The organism is Limimaricola sp. AA108-03 (genome assembly GCF_050847355.1).
Classification (GTDB): domain Bacteria; phylum Pseudomonadota; class Alphaproteobacteria; order Rhodobacterales; family Rhodobacteraceae; genus Limimaricola.
This window is the reverse complement of the sequence record NZ_CP193755.1, coordinates 3,111,558-3,130,831: the sequence shown is the minus strand read 5'-3', so window position 1 is coordinate 3,130,831 and position 19,274 is coordinate 3,111,558. Positions and strand designations below refer to the sequence as shown.

Here is a 19,274-nt window from a genome sequence, read left to right as displayed (position 1 = left end):
AAACGCCGCTCAGCCGCCGCGTGCGCGGACCAGCGCGGACTCCGCGCCGCCATTGGCCCGGGCGGCGATGCAGGGCGCCTCGGGCGCGTCGGGCCAGAAGCTCGCCAGCGTCGCGCCGCCGGGCAGCGGCGTGAAGCGGCAGCCCAGGCCGCGCCCGTCATTGAGCCTAAGCCGGTCGCACCATTCGGCGCGCTCGCCGAAGGCGGTGGCGAAATCGCGCAGCTCGCCCAGCACCGGAGAGGGCGCGACCAGCGCCTGCCAGCGGGCGATCTCCTCGGTCAGCCCGATCTCGGCGAGACCGCCCTCGGGCAGGTCCCACAGCGCCGCGTAGCCCCCGTTATGCAGCAGCCGCGTGCCGCCGGCCGAGAACACCGCGATCGCCTCGGGCAGCGTGTCGAGCACCGCCCGCGCGGTATCGAGCCCGGCCCGGAAATGCCGGGTCAGGGAGATCTCGGCGCTGATATTCTCGAACAGGAAGGCCACCGCGCCGTCGGGATGCGGCCGCCCGGTGACCCGGTAGGTCTGGCCGCCCGGCAGCGACCACGTCTCGCAATAGGTGCCGCGCGCCGCCTGCGCCTCGAGCGCGGCGACCTGTTCGCGCCAGCTGGTGTAATCCTTGGGCTCGGGGAGCATGTTGCGGTCGCGCAGGCGGTCGAGCACGCATTGCACCTGCGGGCGCGAGCTCAGGAAGGCGATCGGCAGGCCGGTCAGGTCGTGGAAGGCGGGGTTGAACATCACCAGCTTGCGGTCGCGGTCGAAGATGGCGAGGCCGATGGCGAGTTGCGCGAAGGTCTTGGTCAGGGTCTGCACGAATTTGCGTCGGGCCTGCTCGGCCTCGACGACCTCGGTCACGTCGAGCGCGAAATGCACGTGTTCCGCGCCGCGCCTGATGCGGGTGATCTCGAACCAGCTGCGGCGCGCCTCCCCGAGCGACAGGCTGGTGCGGCAACGCTCGCGGTCGGGGCCGGCGGGCTCGAAGCCCGGCGCCTCGAACAGCTCGCCCGGCATCCAGTCGACATCCCCGGCCGGGCAGGGCGGGTCATGCGCCTGCCGCCGCGCCTCGGCGAGCTGCATATAGGCGCGGTTGGCCCAGCTCAGTCGTCCCTCGGGGTCGAGCTTCCAGATCAGCTGCGGCGCGTCCTCGCCGATGCAGCGCAGGGTCTCCAGCTCGTCCTGGAGCGCCGCGAAGGCGATCGCATCGACCGCCTCGCGGGTCAGGTCTGAGGTCCCGTCAGGGCACAGGGTCAGCCGCAGCAGCCCGTCCCAATGCTCGATCTCGATCCGGCCGATGCCGCCGCGCGCCTCGAGCCGGCTGTGGCCGTCGCCCTCCAGGTTTCGCAGCCGCGCGCCGAGGCCCGGAAAGCGGTGTTCCAGAAGCCCGGTGAGCAGGTCGCGCTCGGTGCCGACCCCGTCGAGCCGGTCGAGCAGGCGCCGCGCCGGGGCGCTGGCATCGATCAGGCAATCGCCGTCGAACAGGAACACGCTCCGAGGGGCGGGAGGGGGCGCGGCCTTGGTCCGGGCCGTCATTCGCCCGAGCAGGACCACGATCATCGTCGCCGACAGGGTCGAGACGCAGATGACGAGCAGGAGCGAGAGCAAGGGTGGCAAGGGCATGGACACGCAACCTCAAGGAGTGTCGACCCAGAGTGAAAACCAACCCTTAACCGGGTGTTAACCTTAACGGCGCCCGCGCCGTTCGCGACGTGGCGTCCTTGAATGGCGACGTAACGTTCAGGGAAGAAAATGCGGATTGGGCTCGTTCGCGCCGGGCTGCGCCTCCAGCGCGGCGCGCGGCCAGGCCACCATGACGATGGCACCGCCCGCCGCAACGCCGCTGGCCCGCAGCCGGTCGCCGCCATTGGCGAAGCTGAGCCGCGCGCCCGACCGCTCCAGCAGCGTCTTGGCGATGAACAGCCCCAGCCCCATCCCCTCGTAGCCGGGCCTGCGGCGCGATCGCATGAACGGGTCGCCGATCCGCTCGATCAGCCCCGGCGGAAAGCCGGGGCCGTCATCCTCGATCGTCACCATGACGCTGTCGGCGGTCCAGGCGAGGTCGATCTCGACCCGGCCGGCCGAGAAATCGACGGCGTTCTGGATCAGGTTGCGCAACCCGTGCACGATCTCGGGCCGGCGGTGGATCACCGGCTGGAACTCGATATCCTCCTCGGCGCCGGGCTCGGCCCCGACCGCGAAGACCACCTCGCGACCGCGCGCCAGATGCGGCTCGGCGGCCTCGCGCACCACCGCTTCGAGCGGTGCCTGCCGCAGATGCGTGTCCTCCTTGCCGGCCCGCCCCATGGAACGCAGGATGTCGCGACAGCGGATCGCCTGGGCCCGGATCAGCGCCGCGTCCTCGGCCAGTTCGGGGCTGTCCGAGAGATCGTCGGCCAGTTCGGAGGCGGTCAGGGTGATGGTAGCCAGCGGCGTGCCCAGCTCATGCGCGGCCGCCGCGACCACGCCGCCCAGATCGGTCAGCTTCTGCTCGCGCGCCAGCGCCAGCTGCGTCGCGGCCAGCGCGTCGCCCATCGCCTGCCGCTCGAGCGTCACCCGCCGCACGTAGAGCCCGATGAAGGTGATGCCGATCGCCAGCGCCAGCCAGAAGCCGAAGCGCAGCAGCTCGGGCGGCGAAAGCGGCGTCATCTGCGGCGACAGGATCGGCATGCTCCACAGCCAGAGCACCGTCACCGAGACCAGTGCCAGCCCGCCCACCAGCAGCACGCCGGGCAGCCGCAGCATCGTGGCCGAGATGGTGACCGGGGCCAGCATCAGGAGCGCGAAGGGGTTGGAGATGCCGCCGGTGAGCCACAGCAGCACCGAGAGCTGGACGATGTCGAAGACCAGCATCGCGGTGGATTCACCCTCGCTCAACCGCCGCGCCGAAGGCAGCAGGAAGGCCGCGAGCAGGTTGGCGATGCCGGCGACGCCGATGGTGATCGCCACCAGCCCGGTGGGAAACACGAGGCCGTAGACCAGCGCCGCGACCAGCGCCGCGCCGGTCTGCCCGGCCAGCGCGATCCAGCGCAGCAGGATCTGGGTCCTGACCCGGACCCGGTTGCGGCGGCCGAAATCGCGCAGCATCGCCAACTCTGAATCGTGAAGGGGCAAGGCGCGGCTCCGGCTTGTGCGTCAATGAGGACCATTGATAGGCAGCCCCCGCGCCGCCATCAATGCGGCGGCCCGCCCCACAGGAGTTCGCATGCAGCGCCCCATCGCCCTCGCCGCCGCAGGCATCGTCGCCACCATCGTCGGCGGCGCGCTGGTCGCCACCACGATCCTCGCGCCCTCGGACCGTCTCGCCGCCTGCCGCACCGGCAATGTCGCGGGCGGCTTCGACCGGCTCGGCGGGCCGTTCACCCTGCTCGACGGCGCCGGGCGTGAGGTCACGGACGCCGATGTCATCACCGAGCCGAGCCTCGTCTATTTCGGCTATACCTCCTGCCCGGATGTCTGCCCGATCGACAATGCCCGCAACGCCGCCGCCGTCGACATCCTCGCCGAGGATCACGGCATCGAGGCGCAGCCGGTCTTCATCACCGTCGACCCGGCCCGCGATACGCCCGAGGTGATGGGCGACTACGCCGCCAACATGCATCCCGAGATGGTCGGGCTGTCGGGCAGCGAGGAGCAGATCGCCGCCGCGGCCAAGGCCTATTCGACCTATTACGCCCGTGCCGACGACGATCCCGACTATTACCTGATGAACCACCAGACGATGACCTATCTGGTGCTGCCGGAGGCGGGCACGGTGGAGTTCTTCAAGCGCGACGACGGCCCCGAGGAGGTGGCGCGCCGCACCGCCTGCCTCGTCGAGGCGGTGGATTGACCCGGCAGGGGCCGAAGCTAGCTTCCCCGAACGTCCAAGAGGAGACCCGGACATGAACGCAGAGGCGATCGATCTCGGCCCGGACCCGAGCCTGCTGCTGGTCGATGACGACGAGGCCTTTCTGAAACGTCTCGGCAAGGCGATGGAAAAGCGCGGCTTCACGGTGACGCTCGCCGGCACGGTCGAGGAGGGGCGGCGCATCGCCACGCAGACCCCGCCGGCCTATGCGGTGGTCGATCTGCGGCTCGAGGACGGCAACGGGCTCGACGTGGTCGAGGTGCTGCGCGAAAGCCGCCCGGAGGCGCGGATCGTGGTGCTGACCGGCTATGGCGCCATCGCCACGGCGGTGGCGGCGGTGAAGATCGGCGCGACCGACTACCTGTCCAAGCCCGCCGATGCGACCGAGGTGACCAACGCGCTTCTGGCGCGCGACGACGCGTTGCCGCCGCCGCCCGAGAACCCGATGAGCGCCGACCGGGTGCGCTGGGAGCACATCCAGCGGGTCTACGAGCTGTGCGATCGCAATGTCAGCGAGACGGCGCGGCGTCTGGGCATGCATCGCCGCACCCTGCAGCGGATCCTGGCCAAGCGCAGCCCCCGCTGACGCCTCCCCGGGATACACGCGACACAAGTCTGGAGATGCGGCTCCCGGCTTTGTCGGAACCCGTACAGACCGGATGCATCCTGACGTTTACTTTAGATCAGGAACGGCAGGTGGTACCCTCGTTTCGTGGGTTGATGAGTGCTGCTTGGTCGCTTGCAAGGGTCACGGCGCGGATGTGGGATCTCGGCTCGCTCCCTCGGGCGCCGAGTTCAACGGGAGGACCTTCCCCGTAGCCGTGACCCACTCCTCAGCATCCGTCGATGCACGGTCGTTCGGGTCGACGCCCGGGTGATCCGTGCGCGATCTCAGGCTTCTCAGAACCATGAGGGCGATGCGGAGAGGTGGGCCGGGACGATGTGTTTCCCGGCCCTTTCCACGTCAGGCAGCCACTGACACGCGTTGCCTGACCTCTGCTGCGTCCGGCTTTGGCGTGGCCGCTGCGTAGGAGCCGCCAGCTCGTTCTGTCGAGACGTTCTCGATAGGCTTGAGCGTGATGCCCACTTTATCGGTACTGCTGATCAGGGAGATAACGGACTCCTGCATCATCCTAGCTTGCACCCGCTTGGCAGCTTCACGCGATGCGGCGATGTCCACATCTTCTTCGGCCTCTTGGACTTCCTCGGGACGAACAGTCGCGGTCAAGGAGTCATCAACCTTGTTCCAGCCCTTCTCCTTCGGGCCAGCACGCTCAAAGGCTCTGGAGTTTTCGGAGGCGCGACTGGCGACAGCCCCGGTTTCGTCAATGAAGCCATTCTCTTTGGCGCCATCCGGTCCTTGCGCGGCAGTTGCGCCAGCAGGCCCGGCAACTGGATCACCTCCACTCCTGGAGGCGTCCTTTGCCGCCTTTGCAGCAGCTTCGACAGCTTCCTCGTCGGCCTTGGCCTGAGCCTTGGCCAGATCTTCTGCCTCCTCAGCGGCTTCCTTGGCTGCCTTTTCGGCTGCTTCAAGTGCCTCTTCCTCGGCCTTTGCCTGCGCCTCCGCTGCTTCCTCAGCGGCTTTGGCTTCGGCCTTTGCAATGTCTTCAGCGGCCTCCGCAGCCTCCTTGGCGGCTTTCGCTGCCGCTTCGAGTGCTTCCTCTTCGGCCTTTGCCTGAGCCTCTGCCGCTTCTTCTTGGACCTTCAGGGCAGCCTTCGCTGCGTCTCGCTCCGCCTTCGTCATGGTCGTCGTACTGGCAGAGTCACCGCTAGCATCTCCGGAAATATCCATGATGATCGCGGGGAAGTTTGTGTTCCGCCAGAAGGCGATGGGTCAGTCGAAGCAGTGGTAGTGGATGCGGCATTCTGCGCGGCTTGCCAGAGCGGGTCGAGCTGCTGGCCAATGGTGGAGATCGTCATTCGGATATCCTCCTTTTTGACTTGCTCGAAACCTCTGCTGCTCAATAAAGGCGCAACTTGCCAACGAAACAGGCATTTCAAAGACTTTGTCCAAACGGTAAAATATTTATCAAGGAATGGTGGGGCCGCAGCCGCCGATCTGTCTCGGGTGGAAGGTGGAATCCGCTTCGTCTATCGTGAGACTAACATTCACGTCCTGCACCGCACGTACGCCCCGCGCAGCCGCCACCCGCGCCGACCTTGCCCGAAGCAACTATAAGATCCTCGATAACGTGTAATGGCATCTCAGCTCGGTCGGCACCCGACGCTGGAAGTAGAAGATGCCATCCTTGAGGAAGCAGTGAGGGGCGGAAATGTACTCCGGCATGTACTACGCCTTGGCTTGATCCGATCGAAAGCCGAGGCGAAGCAGTGCTTTGAAGGATTGGGTGGTGCCGCTGAAGGGACTCGAACCCCCGACCCCATCATTACGAATGACGTGCTCTACCAGCTGAGCTACAGCGGCGCCCGGGCGCCTCTTAGCACCCGGGCGCCGGGGGGAAAAGGGCTATTTTCGCCCTTCGGTCACGGCCTCCGCTGCCTCGGACCGGGCAGCGGTCTTGTCGCCGTGCGGCACCACGATCTCCGCCTCGTCCATCTCGCCGTCGCCGTTCGTGCGCGGCGTGGCGGCGGCGGCGTCGCGGGCGGGCAGGGGCGAGGCGGTCGCTCCGGCCTCGCGCACCTCGGCCACTGCGGGAACGGGCGGCTCGGCGCGGCCGACACCGCCGCCGACGATCAGCGGCAGCATTTCGGTGCCGCGCGGCAGCGTCGTGCCGCTGTCGGCCGGGCGGGTCCAGCCCAGCGTGTCGAAGGCATGACAGTTCGAGCAGACCGGTTCCCAGTGCTGGTGCACGTTGTGACAGTTCTCGCAGACCCATTGCGGGCCGCGCGGCGCGGTCAGCGCCCGGGTCAGCCAGCCGCGCACCACCGCGTCGTCGGCGCCGCGGCCGCGCTCGATCGCCGCCATCAGCGTCAGCACGCGGGCGGTGGGGTCGGTCTCGACCAGATCGCCGAGCGCGCGCCGCGCCTCGTTGAACTGCTCGGCCGCAATCATCAGCTCGGCCTCGAGCATCCGGGTTTCGGGGTGGTCGGGCCGTGCCTTGAGCAGCACCGAGAAGCGCTTGAGCCGGGCCTGCGCATCCTCCTCGGGGGCGATCTCGGCAAAGACCTGCGCGAGGTCGGGATGCGGCTCCGCCTCCCAGGCCTTGCGGATCACCCGGGTGGCGTAGCGGGTGTTGCCGACGGCGAGGTAGCTGCGCGCGGCGAGCACGGCGGCGGGAATCAGGTCCGGCGACAGCCGGTTCGCCTCGATCGCCTTCTCGCGCATCTCGATGCTGGCGGTGTCGTCGATCACGTCGCGCGCCTCGGACAGCGCCAACACCGCGTCGCGGCGCCGGACCACGTTGCGCGGCAGCGCGCCGGAGCGGCGCTTGGCCTCCAGCGTGGCGCGGGCACCGGACCAGTCATGCGCCTCGGCCTGCAGCCGGAGCAGCGTGTCCTGCGTCTCGACATGGCGCGGCTTCAGGTCGAACGCCTTCTGGGCGAGCTTCATCGCGGTGTCGGTGTCACCCTCGGCGAGGCGCTGCCGCATCAGCCCGCGCACTCCGACGAAGCGGGTGCGGTCGATCTTCACCAGATCGCGATAGGCGCCCTCGGCGGTCTTGCGGTCGCCCACCAGCTCGGCGCCCTGAGCCACCAGGATCGAGGTGATCTCGGGGCGGCGCAGGTAGCGCTCGGCCTTGCGGCCCTTGGCCATCGCCGCCTCGCCCTCGCCCGCGGCCAGTGCGACGAGGCCGTCGCCCAGCGCCTTGTAGCCCTTGCGCTCGCGCGAGCGCGAGAACCAGCGGCTGACCGCGGTGTCGTCGCCATTGATGAAGTGCAGCAGGGCCAGGAGCAGGCCCAGCGCCTTGAACAGCAGCCAGCCGAGAAGCGCCAGCAATGCGATCGCCAGCACAAGCTGCAGCGGCCCGAGCGTGACCTCGTAGCCGGCCATGGCGATCTCGGCCCCGCCGGTCACGTCGGTGAGCCGCGCGGCGCCCCAGGTGAGGCCCGCCACGGCGGCGACGAAGGCCAGGATCTTGATCAGGGACAGGAGCATGTGCGGCGCCTCAATTCTCGGTCAGGGATTGCGACAGGGTGTCGGCGGCGGCGAGCGCCTCGGCACGGGTGCGGGCCGGGGCGATCCAGTCGGACAACGCCTCGCGGACCGGTTCGGGCAGCGTCCCGATCTCGTCGAGCGCCTCCTGCAGGCGACCGTCGCGCAGCGCGGCTTCGGCCCGCGACAGCACGGCGTCGGTGGTCTCGCCCTCGACCGGCGCGGTGGATCGCAGCTGCAACGTGTCGCGGAAGAAACCGGCGACCCGGCCGCCCTCCTCGCCGGACAGCCCCTCGCGGCGGGCCCGGGCCAGGGCGGCGCGGGCCGGTTCGGGAAAGGCCTCGATCAGCTCGGAGCGGCTCGCCACGCCCTCGGCCGCGGGGGCGACGAGCCCCTGCGGGATTTCGGTGGGCGAGGTGGCCTGCAATTCCTCGAGCAGCGCCGGGTAGGGCTCGCCGGTCTCCAGCGCGGCCTCGATCTCGGCCAGGGTGGCGCGGGCGCGGGCGCGGGCGGCGACGGCGGCGGCCTCGGCCTCGATCTGCTCGGCGGTGCGCCCGGCGGTGGCGACCTGCTGGGCGGCCTGTTCGGCCATCCCCGCGATCTCCTGCGCCTGCGCCTCGAGGTCGGCGCGCAGCGCGTCGACCTCGGCCTGCCAGCGGGCCACCGCCTCGCGCGCCAGAGTGCCGTCGGGGCCGGCGCTGGCCTCGGCTTCAGTGAGGCGGGTTTCGAGGGTCTCGATCCGGGTGTTCATCTCCGTCAGGCCGGTCTCGACGCCGTCGAGACGGGTGCCCAGCTCGGACAGCCCGGTCTCGCTTTGGGCGCGCAGGCCATCGAGCCCGTCGGCAAGAGGTGCGATCTCGCCCTCGATCGACGCGAGCCGCGCCTCGAATTCCTCGCCGCGCTGGCTGTTGTTGAGCCAGATCCAGCCCGCCCCGAGGCCCAGCGCCGCGGCGATCAGGCCGCCCAGAAGTCCGGCCCCGAAGCCCGAGGCACGGCTCGGCGGAGCAGGGGTCTGCGGCGTCGCAGGCGTCGCGGCGGCGGGGTCGCGCGCGTCCGAAGTCCGGACGCTGGCGGGATCGCCGGTCTTCGGGGCCTTTTCGGCGCCCGTCGCGGCCGTTTCAGTGGTCCCTTCGGTGGGCTTGTCAGCCTCGGCCGCGCGCGAGCTGCGCGTCACGGCGGGCATCGCCCCGGCGGTGGGGGCTGCCGGGCGCGAGGTGGTGCCCAGATCCACCGCCGCGCTGGCCGGGCGCGGCGCGCTGGGCGTGTCGCCCTCCTTGGCGGGCGTCGAGCTCTTGTCGGTCTCGGGGGCGGGCGTGGTCCTGGGGGGCGTCGCGCCGCCCTGCGCGGTGCCGGAGCCGGGCGTAGTCGCGGGCGTGGCGGAGGTGGCTTCGCCGGGCGTGGCGGCGCTTTTCTCGCGGTCGGTCTCGCCGGATCGCGGTGCCGCGCCTGTCTTCGCACCGGCGGGCCTGCCGGGTGTGCCTGTCGTCTTTCGTGCCAAAACCCTGTCCCTTCCGTCCCCGATCGCGTCGGATTTATCCGTGCCGCCGCAGCATTTGCAGACCCTAGCCCGCCCCGTGCGGCGCCTCAAGCGCCGCCGCCCCGCAACGGGTCCCTGCAACCGAACGTCGCATGGGCCGCAAGGGTTGCGTCGATCATCGCATCCGCATCGGGGCGCGCCGCCAGCGTGACCGGCGGGCCGAGCTTCGATAGGGGTCTTGCTGCGGCGGCGCTGATCGCCACCAGCGCCAGCGGCGCGGCGATGGGCGCGCAGGCGGCAAGCAGCGCGGCGCTGCGCGGCGAAAACACCGGCGCGACGACCGGGGCGCGGCCCGACAGCAGGTCCCGCCCCGCCTCGGAGAGGGGATGCGCGGTCTGGGCATAGACCACCGCCTCGTCGCAGCCGCGCCCAGCCGCGCGCAGCCGGTCCGCGAGATCGCCGCGCTGGTGGTCGCCGCGCAGGTGCAGAAGCGGCCCCTCATCCGGTGCCTCCAGGATCGCGGCGAGCAGCGTCTCGGCGGAGCCGCCGCCCGGGCGCGGGTCGAGACCCGCCAGCCGCGCCGCCTGGGCGGTGCGCGGCCCGACGCACCATGCGGGCAGGCCGGCATAGCCCATGCGGGCCGCGCCCTGCGCGCCGCGCTCCGAGGTCAGGATCAGCGCGGCGGGGCTGCGGGCCGGACGCGGCGGCGTCATCTCGTCGATCCGCATCAGCGGCGCGATCACCGCCCGAAGGTGCCGCCCGGCCCGGATCTCCAGCTCCGCCAGAAAGCGCCGCGCCGCCGGTTCGGGCCGCGTCAGCAGCAGGGTCGGCTCTGGCATCGCGGACATCCTCTCCCCTTCGCGGCATTGTTCGAGGCAGGCGGGGATGGTAGCTGCACGGGGCGCGGGCGCAAGCGGAGCGGACATGGCCAGACTCACCATCCTCGGCATCGAATCGAGCTGCGACGACAGCGCGGCGGCGGTGGTGCGACGCGAGGATGGCGCGGCGCGGGTGCTCTCCTCGGTGGTGCGCGGCCAGGCCGAGTTGCATGCCGCGTTCGGTGGCGTCGTGCCCGAGATCGCGGCGCGCGCCCATGCCGAGGTGCTTGATCACTGCGTCGAGGCGGCGCTGGAGGAGGCCGGCATCGGCATCGCCGATCTCGACGGCATCGCCGTGACCGCCGGGCCGGGGCTGATCGGCGGGGTGCTGTCGGGCGTGATGCTCGCCAAGGGGCTCTCGGCCGCCACCGGCCTGCCGCTGATCGGCGTCAACCATCTCGCGGGCCACGCGCTGACGCCGCGGCTTACCGACGGGCTCGCATTTCCCTACCTGATGCTGCTGGTCTCGGGCGGGCATTGCCAGTTCCTCGTGGTCGAGGGCGATGACGCGTTCCGCCGGCTTGGCGGCACGATCGACGACGCGCCGGGCGAGGCCTTCGACAAGACCGCGCGGCTTCTGGGCCTGCCGCAGCCCGGCGGCCCGGCGGTCGAGGCCGAGGCGCGGGCGGGCGATCCGGCCCGGATCGCGTTGCCGCGTCCGCTCCTCGACCGGCCCGGCTGCGACATGTCGTTCTCGGGCCTCAAGACCGCGCTGCTGCGGGCCCGCGACGCAGAGATGGCGGCGGCCGGCGGGTTGACCCGCGCCGCCCGCGCCGATCTCGCCGCGGGCTTTCAGGCGGCGGTGGTCGAGATCCTGCGCGAAAAGACCCGCCGGGCGCTGGACCTCTATCTCGAGCTGGCGCCGGCGCGCCCGGCCTTTGCCGTGGCGGGGGGCGTCGCCGCGAACGGCCCGATCCGCGCGGCGCTGCAAAAGCTCTGTGCCGAGCGCGGCGTGGCGTTCTCGGCGCCGCCGCTGGCGCTGTGCACCGACAACGCGGCGATGATCGCCTTCGCGGGGCTGGGTCGACTCGCGGCGGGCGAGGCCGACGGGCTCGGGCTTGCGGCGCGGCCGCGCTGGCCGCTCGACGCGCGGGCGGCGCCGATGATCGGCTCGGGCCGCAAGGGGGCCAAGGCGTGAGGAGCACGGCATGAGGATCGGGATCGCGGGGGCGGGGGCCTTCGGCGCGGCGCTGGCGGTGACGCTGGCGCAGGCGGGGCGCGAGGTTACGCTCTGGGCCCGCGACGCGGCGGCCGTCGAGACGATGCGCGAGGCGCGGCAGGTGGCGCGGCTGCCGGATGTGACGCTGCCCGAGGGCGTCGCGCCGGTCTCCGACCTCTCGGCGCTGTTCGCCTGCGACACGATCCTGCTCGCGCTGCCGGCGCAGGCGACGCGCGGCTTCGTCGCCGCCCATGCCGAGGCGCTCGCGGGCAAGGTGCTCGTGGCCTGCGCCAAGGGCATCGATCTGCACAGCCTGACCGGTCAGACCGCGATCATCGCCGAGGCGGTGCCATCGGCCACGCCGGCGCTTCTGACCGGGCCGAGCTTTGCCGCCGACATCGCGCGCGGCCTGCCCACCGCGTTGACGCTGGCCTGCGCCGACGCGCCCTGCGGCGCGGCGCTGCAGCACGCGCTCTCGACGCCCAGCCTCAGGCTCTACCGCACGGCGGACGTCACCGGCGCCGAGCTGGGCGGCGCGCTCAAGAACGTCGTTGCCATCGCCTGCGGCGCCTGCATCGGCGCGGGTCTGGGCGACAGCGCCCGCGCCGCGCTGATGACCCGCGGCTTTGCCGAGATGCAGCGCCTCGCCGCCAGTCTCGGCGCGCGGCCCGAGACGTTGATGGGCCTGTCGGGCTTCGGTGATCTGGTGCTGACCTGCTCGTCGGAATTGTCGCGCAACTACCGCTACGGTCTCGCGCTGGGCCGGGGCGAAAGCTTCGACGCCGCCACCACGGTCGAGGGTGCCGCGACCGCGCGCGCCGTCACCGGTCTGGCGAAGGCGCGCGGACTCGACATGCCGATCTCGGCCGTGACCGCGCGCATGGTCGCGGGCGAGCTGACCCCGCTGCAGGCGCTCGACGCGCTGATCAACAGACCCCTCAAGGAGGAACGAGAATGAGCTTTGCCCTGATCACCCGCGACAAGCCGGGCGCGCTGCAGATCCGCAAGGACACCCGCGAGGCGCATCTGGAGTATATCGAGGCCACCGGCGTGGTGACCATGGCCGGGCCGTTCCTCGACGTGAATGGCGAGATGGACGGATCGCTGGTGATCCTCGACGTGGCGGATCTGCAGGCGGCGCAGGACTGGGCCGAGAACGACCCCTATGCCCGGGCCGGGCTGTTCGAGAGCGTCGAGATCCGCGCCTGGAAGAAGGTGATCGGCTGATGCGCTACTGGCTGTTCAAATCCGAGCCGAACGTCTGGAGCTGGGACCAGCAGGTCGCCAAGGGCGAGGCCGGCGAGGAGTGGGACGGGATCCGCAACTACCAGGCCCGCAACTTCATGCGCGAGATGAAGATCGGCGACCGCGGCTTCTTCTATCATTCGAACATCGGCAAGGAGGCGGTGGGCGTGGTCGAAGTCTGCGCCACGATCCATCCCGACAGCTCGACCGAGGATCCGCGCTGGGAATGCGTCGACATCCGCGCGCTCTACAAGCTGGGCCGGGCGGTGAGCCTCGACGAGATCAAGGCCGAGCCGCGGCTGGCGCAGATGGTGCTGGTGAACAATTCGCGCCTTTCGGTGCAGCCGGTGACCGAGGATGAGTGGCGCGTGATCCACGAACTCGCGGGATCTCTGGCCGAGGCATAGCGCCCGGCCGGCAAACGCGGCACTCTGGGACAAAACCCGGAGGGACCTCGTATGGCGATACTCTCGATCCTGCTGGCGGCGCTGGCCTCCTTCGCGCTGGGCGCGGTGTGGTACATGGCGCTGGCCAAGCCGTGGATGGCGGCCTCCGGGGTCCCGGTGGGCGCCGACGGCAAACCGGCCAACAGCGGCTCGCCGGTGCCCTATCTCGTTTCCTTCATCGCGATGCTGATCATCGCGGCCACGATGCGCTACGGCTTCGGGCTGGCGGGGATCGCGACGCCGATCGGCGGCTTTTTCGGCGGGCTGGCGGTCGGAGCGCTGTTCATCGCGCCGTGGATCACGCTCAACATCGGTTACTCGAACCGGCCATGGTTCCTGGCGGGGATCGATGGCGGCTATGCCGCGCTGGGCTGCGCGGTGATGGGACTGGTGCTCGGGCTGTTCTGAGGCGGCATACGGGGGGCGGCGGGGTCGCCAGCACCCCCGTTCTCACCCGCGGACTCCCACCCGGCGGATCTGCGAAAACTGGGGTCTGGCCGTCCTGGCCGACGTTACCTGCTTAGGCCGGAGCGGGATTCGACGCAACGTTCCGATGTCGCGAAGTCGGTTCGAATGCCCCGCGTCTTGTCGGGAACTGCCCGGATATCCTGCCGTTTGGGAAGGGGATACGACGCAGGAGGCCCGCCATGGAGATCGCGATCGGCAATCAGATCGGCGCCGCCCTCGTGGCGTTGATCTTCGCATCGGTGCATCTGCTGAGCCCCCGGCTGGTCTTTCTCGACCGTACGCCGCGCAGCGTCTGGCTTTCGACCGCGGGGGGCGTCTCGGTCGCCTATGTCTTCGTGCATCTCCTGCCCGAACTGGCCGAGTTCGGTGAACTTGCCGGCGAGGGCGAAACCGAGGAGGGCGCGCTCGAGGTCTGGATCTACCTCCTGGCGCTGAGCGGCCTCGTGGTGTTCTACGCGCTGGAGCGCATGGCGCAGCGCCATGCCGGGCACCGCCGCGCGACGGAATCCGCGGCCGGGGCGTTCTGGCTGCATCTGGCGGGCTTCGCGATCTACAACTTCCTCGTGGGCTACCTGCTCGAAGAGCAGCTGCGCGAGGAAGGACTGGGCGGCATGCTGCTCTATGCCTTGGCGCTGGGGCTGCATTTCGTCGTCAACGACCGGGCGCTCTATGCCCATCACGGCCCGAGATACCTGCGCGAGGGGCGCTGGCTGCTGGCGGCGGCGGTGCTGCTCGGTTTCGCGGCGAGCCTCGGCTACGAGATTCCGCAGGGCTGGATCGCTGGGGCGTTCGGTTTCCTGGCCGGTTCGGTGGTGCTCAACGTCATCAAGGAGGAGCTGCCGGAGGAGCGCGAGAGCCGTCTCTGGGCCTTCGCGCTGGGTGCCGGGCTCTACGCGGCGCTGCTGATCCTCGCCTGATCGCTAGTAGCGGTAATGCTCGGGCTTGAACGGGCCCTCGACCGGCACGCCGATATAGTCGGCCTGCTCCCGCCTGAGCTCCGTCAGCTTCGCGCCGACCCGTGCCAGATGCAGCCGCGCCACCTTCTCGTCGAGCGCCTTGGGCAGCAGGAAGACGCCGGGCCGATACTCCTGTCCCCTGGTCCAGAGCTCGATCTGCGCCAGCACCTGGTTGGTGAAGCTGGCCGACATCACGAAGGAGGGGTGGCCGGTGGCGTTGCCGAGATTGAGGAGCCGCCCTTCGGAGAGCAGGATGATCCGGTTGCCCGAGGGCATCTCGACCATGTCGACCTGATCCTTGATCCGGGTCCATTTGTGGTTGCGCAACGCGGCGACCTGGATCTCGTTGTCGAAATGGCCGATATTGCCGAGGATCGCCATATCCTTCATCTCGCGCATGTGCTCGATGCGGATCACGTCGCGGTTGCCGGTGGCGGTGACGAAGATGTCGGCCGTCGCCACCTCGTCCTCGAGCAGCACCACCTCGTAGCCATCCATCGCCGCCTGCAGCGCGCAGATCGGGTCGGCCTCGGTGACCTTCACCCGCGCGCCGGCGCCGCGCAGGCTCGCGGCCGAGCCCTTGCCGACATCGCCATAGCCGCAGACCACCGCGACCTTGCCGGCCATCATCGTGTCGGTGGCGCGACGGATACCATCGACGAGGCTCTCGCGGCAGCCATAGCGGTTGTCGAATTTCGACTTGGTGACGCTGTCGTTCACGTTGATCGCCGGGAAGGGCAGCCGCCCCTCGCGGTGCAGCTCGTAGAGCCTGTGCACGCCGGTCGTGGTCTCCTCGGAGACGCCGCGCAGCGCGTCGCGCTGCCGGGTGAACCAGCCGGGGCTCTGGTCGAGCCGTTTGCGGATCTGGTCGAACAGCGCGTTTTCCTCCTCGGAGGTCGGCACCTCGATCAGCCCGGTTTCGCCCGCCTCGACCCGCGCCCCCGTGAGGATGTACATCGTGGCGTCGCCGCCATCGTCGAGGATCAGGTTCGCGCCCTCGTCGAACTGGAAGATCCGGTCGGTATAGGCCCAGTACTCGGCGAGGCTCTCGCCCTTCACCGCGAAGACCGGCGTGCCGGCTCGGGCGATGGCGGCGGCGGCGTGGTCCTGTGTCGAGAAGATGTTGCACGAGGCCCATCGTACCTCGGCGCCCAGCGCGATCAGGGTCTCGATCAGCACGGCGGTCTGGATCGTCATGTGCAGCGATCCGGCGATGCGCGCGCCTTGCAGCGGCCGGCTGTCGCCATATTCCGCGCGCAGCGCCATCAGCCCCGGCATCTCGGTTTCCGCGATCTCGATCTCCTTGCGGCCCCAATCGGCCAGCGAGATGTCCTTGACGATGTGATCGCGATCCATGCGGGGCCTCCTCACGCAGGGGACGTGTCCCTCGCTTGACGTAGCATCCCCCTCGGCGGCTTGGCAATCGCGGCGGCGTTGAAGCGGGTCGGCGCGTCGTGCTAGCGCATCACCGGCCAGTACCGGGAGAGCGCCGATGGGAATGACCTGCACGAGCGACCGGCCGGCGCGGCACCGCCGCGCGGTGGTGTTCGCCTGCGACGAGGGCTATCTGCCCTATGCGCTCTTCGCGATCTCGCGCATCGCCGCGCTGCATCCCGAACGCGATTTCGACATCTGCCTGTGCACCGGCGTCTCGCCGGTCGAGATCCCGGCCAGCCTCGCGCATCTCGACATCCGGCTTTGCCAAGTCGATGTGGGTGACATGTTCGAGGGGCTCCGGCTCGATCCCGGCCGCAGCCCGGATGTCTATCTCCGCCTCGCGCTGCCACAGGCGCTCGGCGCGGATTACGACCGCATCCTCTATCTCGACAGCGACATCCACGTGCAGGGCGGCGATTTCTCGGCGTTGCTCTCGGTGGATCTGGGCGGCCGCCCGCTGGGCGCGGTCCGCGACAACACCCAATGGCGCACGCCGAGCCGGCGGCCGGCGCAGTTCCGGGTGCTGGGCCTGCCGGTGGCACGCTATTTCAACGCGGGTGTGCTCCTGATGGACGTGCCGCGCTATCTGGAGGCCGATCTGCTGGCGCGCTGCGTGGCGCTGGGCCGGGCCGAAGCAGGGCGGATGATCCGGCACGACCAGAATCTCTACAACGCGGTGCTGCAGGGTGACTGGGCCGAGCTCTCGCCCGCATGGAACTGGCAATACACCTGGGCCTCGCGCTTCTTCGAAGCGATGCAGACCGCGCATGTGGTGCATTTCATCGGCAAGCGAAAACCGTGGAAGGATGCCGAGGGCGAGCTGCCGCCCCGCTTCGCCCGCGAGATGGGCGCCTTTCTGGCGCGGCACTGGCCCGACCGGCCCCCTGTCCCGGTGGGACCCGGACCCGCCCATGACGCGCGGCTGATGCGCAAGCACCTGCTCAAGCATCTGGTCGCGGCGCCGGCGATGGCGCGCTATCTCGCGCGGTTTCCCGACGATCTGACGGTGCGCGCATGAGCGATGCGGCCACCCGCCCCGCCGAGCATCCCGACGCCGCGATCTTCGCCTGCGACGCGGGCCATCTCGCCTATGCCTATGCCGCCGCCATGGGCATCCACCATGCCGAGCCGGAGCGGCGCTTCGACATCGTGATCGCCACGCCGGATCTGACCCCGGTGCCCGAGGTGGCGCGGCGGGGGCCGATCCGGTTCCGGCGGATCGACGTCTCGGCGATCCCGCCGTTCAGGCATGGCAATCCGCGGATCACCGTCGGCACCTTCTTCCGGCACCTGCTGCCGGAGATCCTGCGCGACGAATATGGCGCGCTGTTCTACATGGACACCGATACCTGGATGCGGCGGCCCGGCCTGCAGGGCCTGTTCGAGCGGCGGCCGCGCGGCGTGCCGCTGGCTGCCGTCGCCTCCTTCATCTACCGGCCCGACCTGCTGGAGCGCCCGCACCCGGTCAGCCCGCGCGCGGAGCGGGTGCTCGGTGCCTTTGCCGGGACGAACGGCGCCTATTGGCAGTCGGGCGTGCAGATGATCGACATCGAGGCGCATCTGAAGGCGCGCGTGGCCGAGCGCCTGTTTGGCTATGTCGAGGCGCATCACGACCTGCTGGAGCGGCACCGGCTTGGCGATCAGGGCGCGCTCAACGCGGTCTTCGCGGACGAGATCGTGCCGCTCAGCCCGTTGTGGAACTGGCATCACGAGGATTGGCATCACCCGGACCTGCTCGAGCGGTTCGACCCGCATATCCTGCATTTCACCGGGCGCGCCAAGCCGTGGATGCTGGCAGACGAACCGCTGGTGGGCGAGGTGAACCCCGATTGGTTCGCGGCGCTTTCGCAATGGTCACCCGATTTCACCCCCGAGGCCCGTCGCGGCAGCGCCGCATGGTTCGAGGCCAACCCGGTGTTCCGATTGCGACCGCTCGATGCGCTGCACCGCCGCGCGCATGTCGCGGTGATGCGCCACAAGGCGCGGCGCCTCGCGATCGGCGCCTCGGGGCAGGCGGCGATGCAGGCGCTGATAGACGCCGCGGAGGTGGCGTGAGCCGTGCCCGTGCGCCCCGGGCCTGGCAGCGGATGCTGTCGGGGCGCAGGCTCGACCTGCTCGACCCGACGCCGATGGACATCGAGATTTCCGACATCGCCCATGGGCTCGCCTTCGTGGCGCGGTGGAACGGCCAGACCCGTGGCGATTTCGCCTATTCGGTGGCCGAGCATTCGCTGCTGGTCGAGGAGATCTTCGCGCATTGCTACCCGGCGGCGGGCCCGCGCGACAGGTTGGCGGCGCTCCTGCACGACGCGCCCGAATACGTGATCGGCGACATGATCTCGCCGGTGAAGGCGGCGGTGGGGCCGGGCTACGGGGCGCTCGACGCGCGGCTGACGGCGGCGATCCACCTGCGCTTCGGCCTGCCGGCGGTGCTGCCAGCCGAGCTCAAGAAACGGATCAAGCGGGCCGACAAGATTTCCGCTTGGCTCGAAGCCACGCGGATCGCTGGCTTCTCGGAGCGCGAGGCCGACCGCCTGTTCGGCAGGCTCGACCGCGACCTCGCCGCGCGCTTCGAGATCCGGCTCAGACCCCCGCGCGAGACGCGCGAGGGCTTCGTGGCCCGCCACGAGGACCTGATCGCGCTGATCTAGGGTCTTCAGTTCACGAAAGGCGCATCCGTGCCCCACAGCTCGCGCACCCGGAAATCCCGTCCGCAGCCCTCGCGGTAGCGCTTGTAGGCCTCGGATTTCGGCACGAAGAGCCCGACCGAGGAAACGGCAAGCCGCTCGGAGGATTTGTAGTAGTCCTGGTGATAGCTGCCGGCGGGATAGAATGGCGCGTCGCCGAGGATCGGCGTGACGATCTCGCGGCCCAGCGCCTGCTCGGCCGCCCGCTTGGCGGCCTCGGCGGCGGCCCGATCCCCCGCATCCGCGAAGATCGCGGTGCGGTAAGATGGGCCCCGGTCGCAGAACTGGCCGCCCGCATCGGTCGGGTCGATCGAGCGGAAGAACAGGTCGTAGAGCTGCCGCGCCTGCACCTTCGAGGGATCGTAGGTGATCTCGACCACCTCGTAATGGCCGGTGCCGCCGCCGGTCACCTGCTCATAGGTCGGGTTCGCGGTGTCGCCGCCCGCAAAGCCCGACACCGCCTCGATCACGCCATCGACCTTCTCGAAATCGGCCTCGACGCACCAGAAGCAGCCGCCCGCGACGGTGATGGTCTCGGTGGCCTGCGCCTGCGCCATCGGCGCGATGAGGGCCAAGGTGGCGGCAAGGCACGAAATCCTGTGGCGTAGCATGGCAAACTCCCTGTC

19 protein-coding genes and 1 tRNA gene are annotated in these 19,274 nt (G+C 70.1%); 11 read left to right on the top strand and 9 right to left on the bottom strand.

Annotated elements, in window-relative coordinates; genetic code table 11:
- Positions 1-9: 9 nt before the first annotated feature.
- Positions 10-1,614: a PAS-domain containing protein gene (locus ACRAQ3_RS15255; protein WP_432255184.1), complete on the bottom strand. Its 1,605-nt coding sequence runs from the start codon at positions 1,612-1,614 to the stop codon at positions 10-12.
- Positions 1,615-1,731: 117 nt separating this feature from the next.
- Entirely contained in the window at positions 1,732-3,105 is a 1,374-nt protein-coding gene (gene regB, locus ACRAQ3_RS15250; protein ID WP_269397333.1) for a sensor histidine kinase RegB, read from the bottom strand.
- 91 nt (positions 3,106-3,196) lie between these two features.
- On the opposite strand from regB, the gene ACRAQ3_RS15245 reads away from it, so the two are divergent.
- Both ACRAQ3_RS15245 and ACRAQ3_RS15240 read left to right on the top strand, forming a co-directional pair.
- On the top strand, positions 3,197-3,823 hold the full coding sequence (locus ACRAQ3_RS15245; RefSeq protein WP_269397332.1) for an SCO family protein: 627 nt from the start codon (positions 3,197-3,199) through the stop codon (positions 3,821-3,823).
- 52 nt (positions 3,824-3,875) lie between these two features.
- Positions 3,876-4,427, top strand: a complete 552-nt coding sequence (locus ACRAQ3_RS15240; RefSeq protein WP_085895205.1) for an ActR/PrrA/RegA family redox response regulator transcription factor — start codon at positions 3,876-3,878, stop codon at positions 4,425-4,427.
- A 378-nt stretch (positions 4,428-4,805) separates the two neighbouring features.
- On the opposite strand, the gene ACRAQ3_RS15235 is transcribed toward ACRAQ3_RS15240, so the two are convergent.
- From ACRAQ3_RS15235 to ACRAQ3_RS15215, 5 genes are all read right to left on the bottom strand, one after another.
- Positions 4,806-5,585 carry a hypothetical protein gene (locus tag ACRAQ3_RS15235; RefSeq protein ID WP_432255183.1) on the bottom strand — a complete coding sequence of 260 codons (780 nt, stop codon included), beginning with the start codon at positions 5,583-5,585 and terminating at the stop codon, positions 4,806-4,808.
- A gap of 605 nt (positions 5,586-6,190) precedes the next feature.
- Positions 6,191-6,266: transfer RNA gene (locus tag ACRAQ3_RS15230), tRNA-Thr, on the bottom strand.
- A gap of 42 nt (positions 6,267-6,308) precedes the next feature.
- Positions 6,309-7,898, bottom strand: a complete 1,590-nt coding sequence (locus ACRAQ3_RS15225) for a heme biosynthesis protein HemY (protein ID WP_432255182.1) — start codon at positions 7,896-7,898, stop codon at positions 6,309-6,311.
- 10 nt (positions 7,899-7,908) lie between these two features.
- Positions 7,909-9,393 carry a hypothetical protein gene (locus ACRAQ3_RS15220; protein WP_432255181.1) on the bottom strand — a complete coding sequence of 495 codons (1,485 nt, stop codon included), beginning with the start codon at positions 9,391-9,393 and terminating at the stop codon, positions 7,909-7,911.
- Positions 9,394-9,479: 86 nt separating this feature from the next.
- Positions 9,480-10,211 carry a uroporphyrinogen-III synthase gene (locus ACRAQ3_RS15215; protein ID WP_432255180.1) on the bottom strand — a complete coding sequence of 244 codons (732 nt, stop codon included), beginning with the start codon at positions 10,209-10,211 and terminating at the stop codon, positions 9,480-9,482.
- 85 nt (positions 10,212-10,296) lie between these two features.
- Between ACRAQ3_RS15215 and tsaD the strand changes: the two genes are divergently transcribed.
- From tsaD to ACRAQ3_RS15185, 6 genes are all read left to right on the top strand, one after another.
- Entirely contained in the window at positions 10,297-11,388 is a 1,092-nt protein-coding gene (gene tsaD / locus ACRAQ3_RS15210; protein ID WP_432255179.1) for a tRNA (adenosine(37)-N6)-threonylcarbamoyltransferase complex transferase subunit TsaD, read from the top strand.
- A gap of 10 nt (positions 11,389-11,398) precedes the next feature.
- A complete protein-coding gene (locus tag ACRAQ3_RS15205; RefSeq protein WP_432255178.1) occupies positions 11,399-12,367 on the top strand; it encodes an NAD(P)H-dependent glycerol-3-phosphate dehydrogenase in 969 nt (322 codons plus the stop codon).
- The gene (locus ACRAQ3_RS15200; protein ID WP_085895212.1) at positions 12,364-12,636 is read left to right on the top strand and encodes a YciI family protein; all 273 of its coding nucleotides are present in this window, start codon (positions 12,364-12,366) and stop codon (positions 12,634-12,636) included. Before ACRAQ3_RS15205 ends, ACRAQ3_RS15200 begins: the two co-directional genes overlap by 4 nt.
- Positions 12,636-13,061, top strand: coding sequence for an EVE domain-containing protein (locus ACRAQ3_RS15195; protein ID WP_085895213.1), 426 nt, complete (start codon positions 12,636-12,638; stop codon positions 13,059-13,061). Before ACRAQ3_RS15200 ends, ACRAQ3_RS15195 begins: the two co-directional genes overlap by 1 nt.
- Before the next feature lie 51 nt (positions 13,062-13,112).
- Positions 13,113-13,508 (top strand): DUF1761 domain-containing protein, encoded by a 396-nt coding sequence (locus tag ACRAQ3_RS15190; protein WP_269397323.1) that lies wholly within the window; start codon positions 13,113-13,115, stop codon positions 13,506-13,508.
- Positions 13,509-13,747: 239 nt separating this feature from the next.
- A complete protein-coding gene (locus ACRAQ3_RS15185; protein ID WP_269397322.1) occupies positions 13,748-14,485 on the top strand; it encodes a hypothetical protein in 738 nt (245 codons plus the stop codon).
- Between the two features lie 3 nt (positions 14,486-14,488).
- On the opposite strand, the gene ahcY is transcribed toward ACRAQ3_RS15185, so the two are convergent.
- Positions 14,489-15,880: an adenosylhomocysteinase gene (gene ahcY / locus ACRAQ3_RS15180; protein ID WP_432255177.1), complete on the bottom strand. Its 1,392-nt coding sequence runs from the start codon at positions 15,878-15,880 to the stop codon at positions 14,489-14,491.
- Between the two features lie 136 nt (positions 15,881-16,016).
- Between ahcY and ACRAQ3_RS15175 the strand changes: the two genes are divergently transcribed.
- The 3 genes from ACRAQ3_RS15175 to ACRAQ3_RS15165 are packed head-to-tail and all read left to right on the top strand — an operon-like array spanning position 16,017 to position 18,612.
- Complete coding sequence (locus tag ACRAQ3_RS15175) at positions 16,017-16,979, top strand: glycosyltransferase family 8 protein (protein WP_432255176.1); 963 nt, start codon at positions 16,017-16,019, stop codon at positions 16,977-16,979.
- Positions 16,976-18,016: a glycosyltransferase family 8 protein gene (locus tag ACRAQ3_RS15170; protein ID WP_432255175.1), complete on the top strand. Its 1,041-nt coding sequence runs from the start codon at positions 16,976-16,978 to the stop codon at positions 18,014-18,016. The genes ACRAQ3_RS15175 and ACRAQ3_RS15170 overlap by 4 nt, the downstream gene beginning before the upstream one ends.
- A gap of 32 nt (positions 18,017-18,048) precedes the next feature.
- Positions 18,049-18,612, top strand: coding sequence for an HD domain-containing protein (locus tag ACRAQ3_RS15165; RefSeq protein WP_269397411.1), 564 nt, complete (start codon positions 18,049-18,051; stop codon positions 18,610-18,612).
- A 5-nt stretch (positions 18,613-18,617) separates the two neighbouring features.
- On the opposite strand, the gene msrA is transcribed toward ACRAQ3_RS15165, so the two are convergent.
- Complete coding sequence (gene msrA, locus ACRAQ3_RS15160) at positions 18,618-19,259, bottom strand: peptide-methionine (S)-S-oxide reductase MsrA (protein ID WP_432255174.1); 642 nt, start codon at positions 19,257-19,259, stop codon at positions 18,618-18,620.
- Between the last annotated feature and the right edge of the window lie 15 nt (positions 19,260-19,274).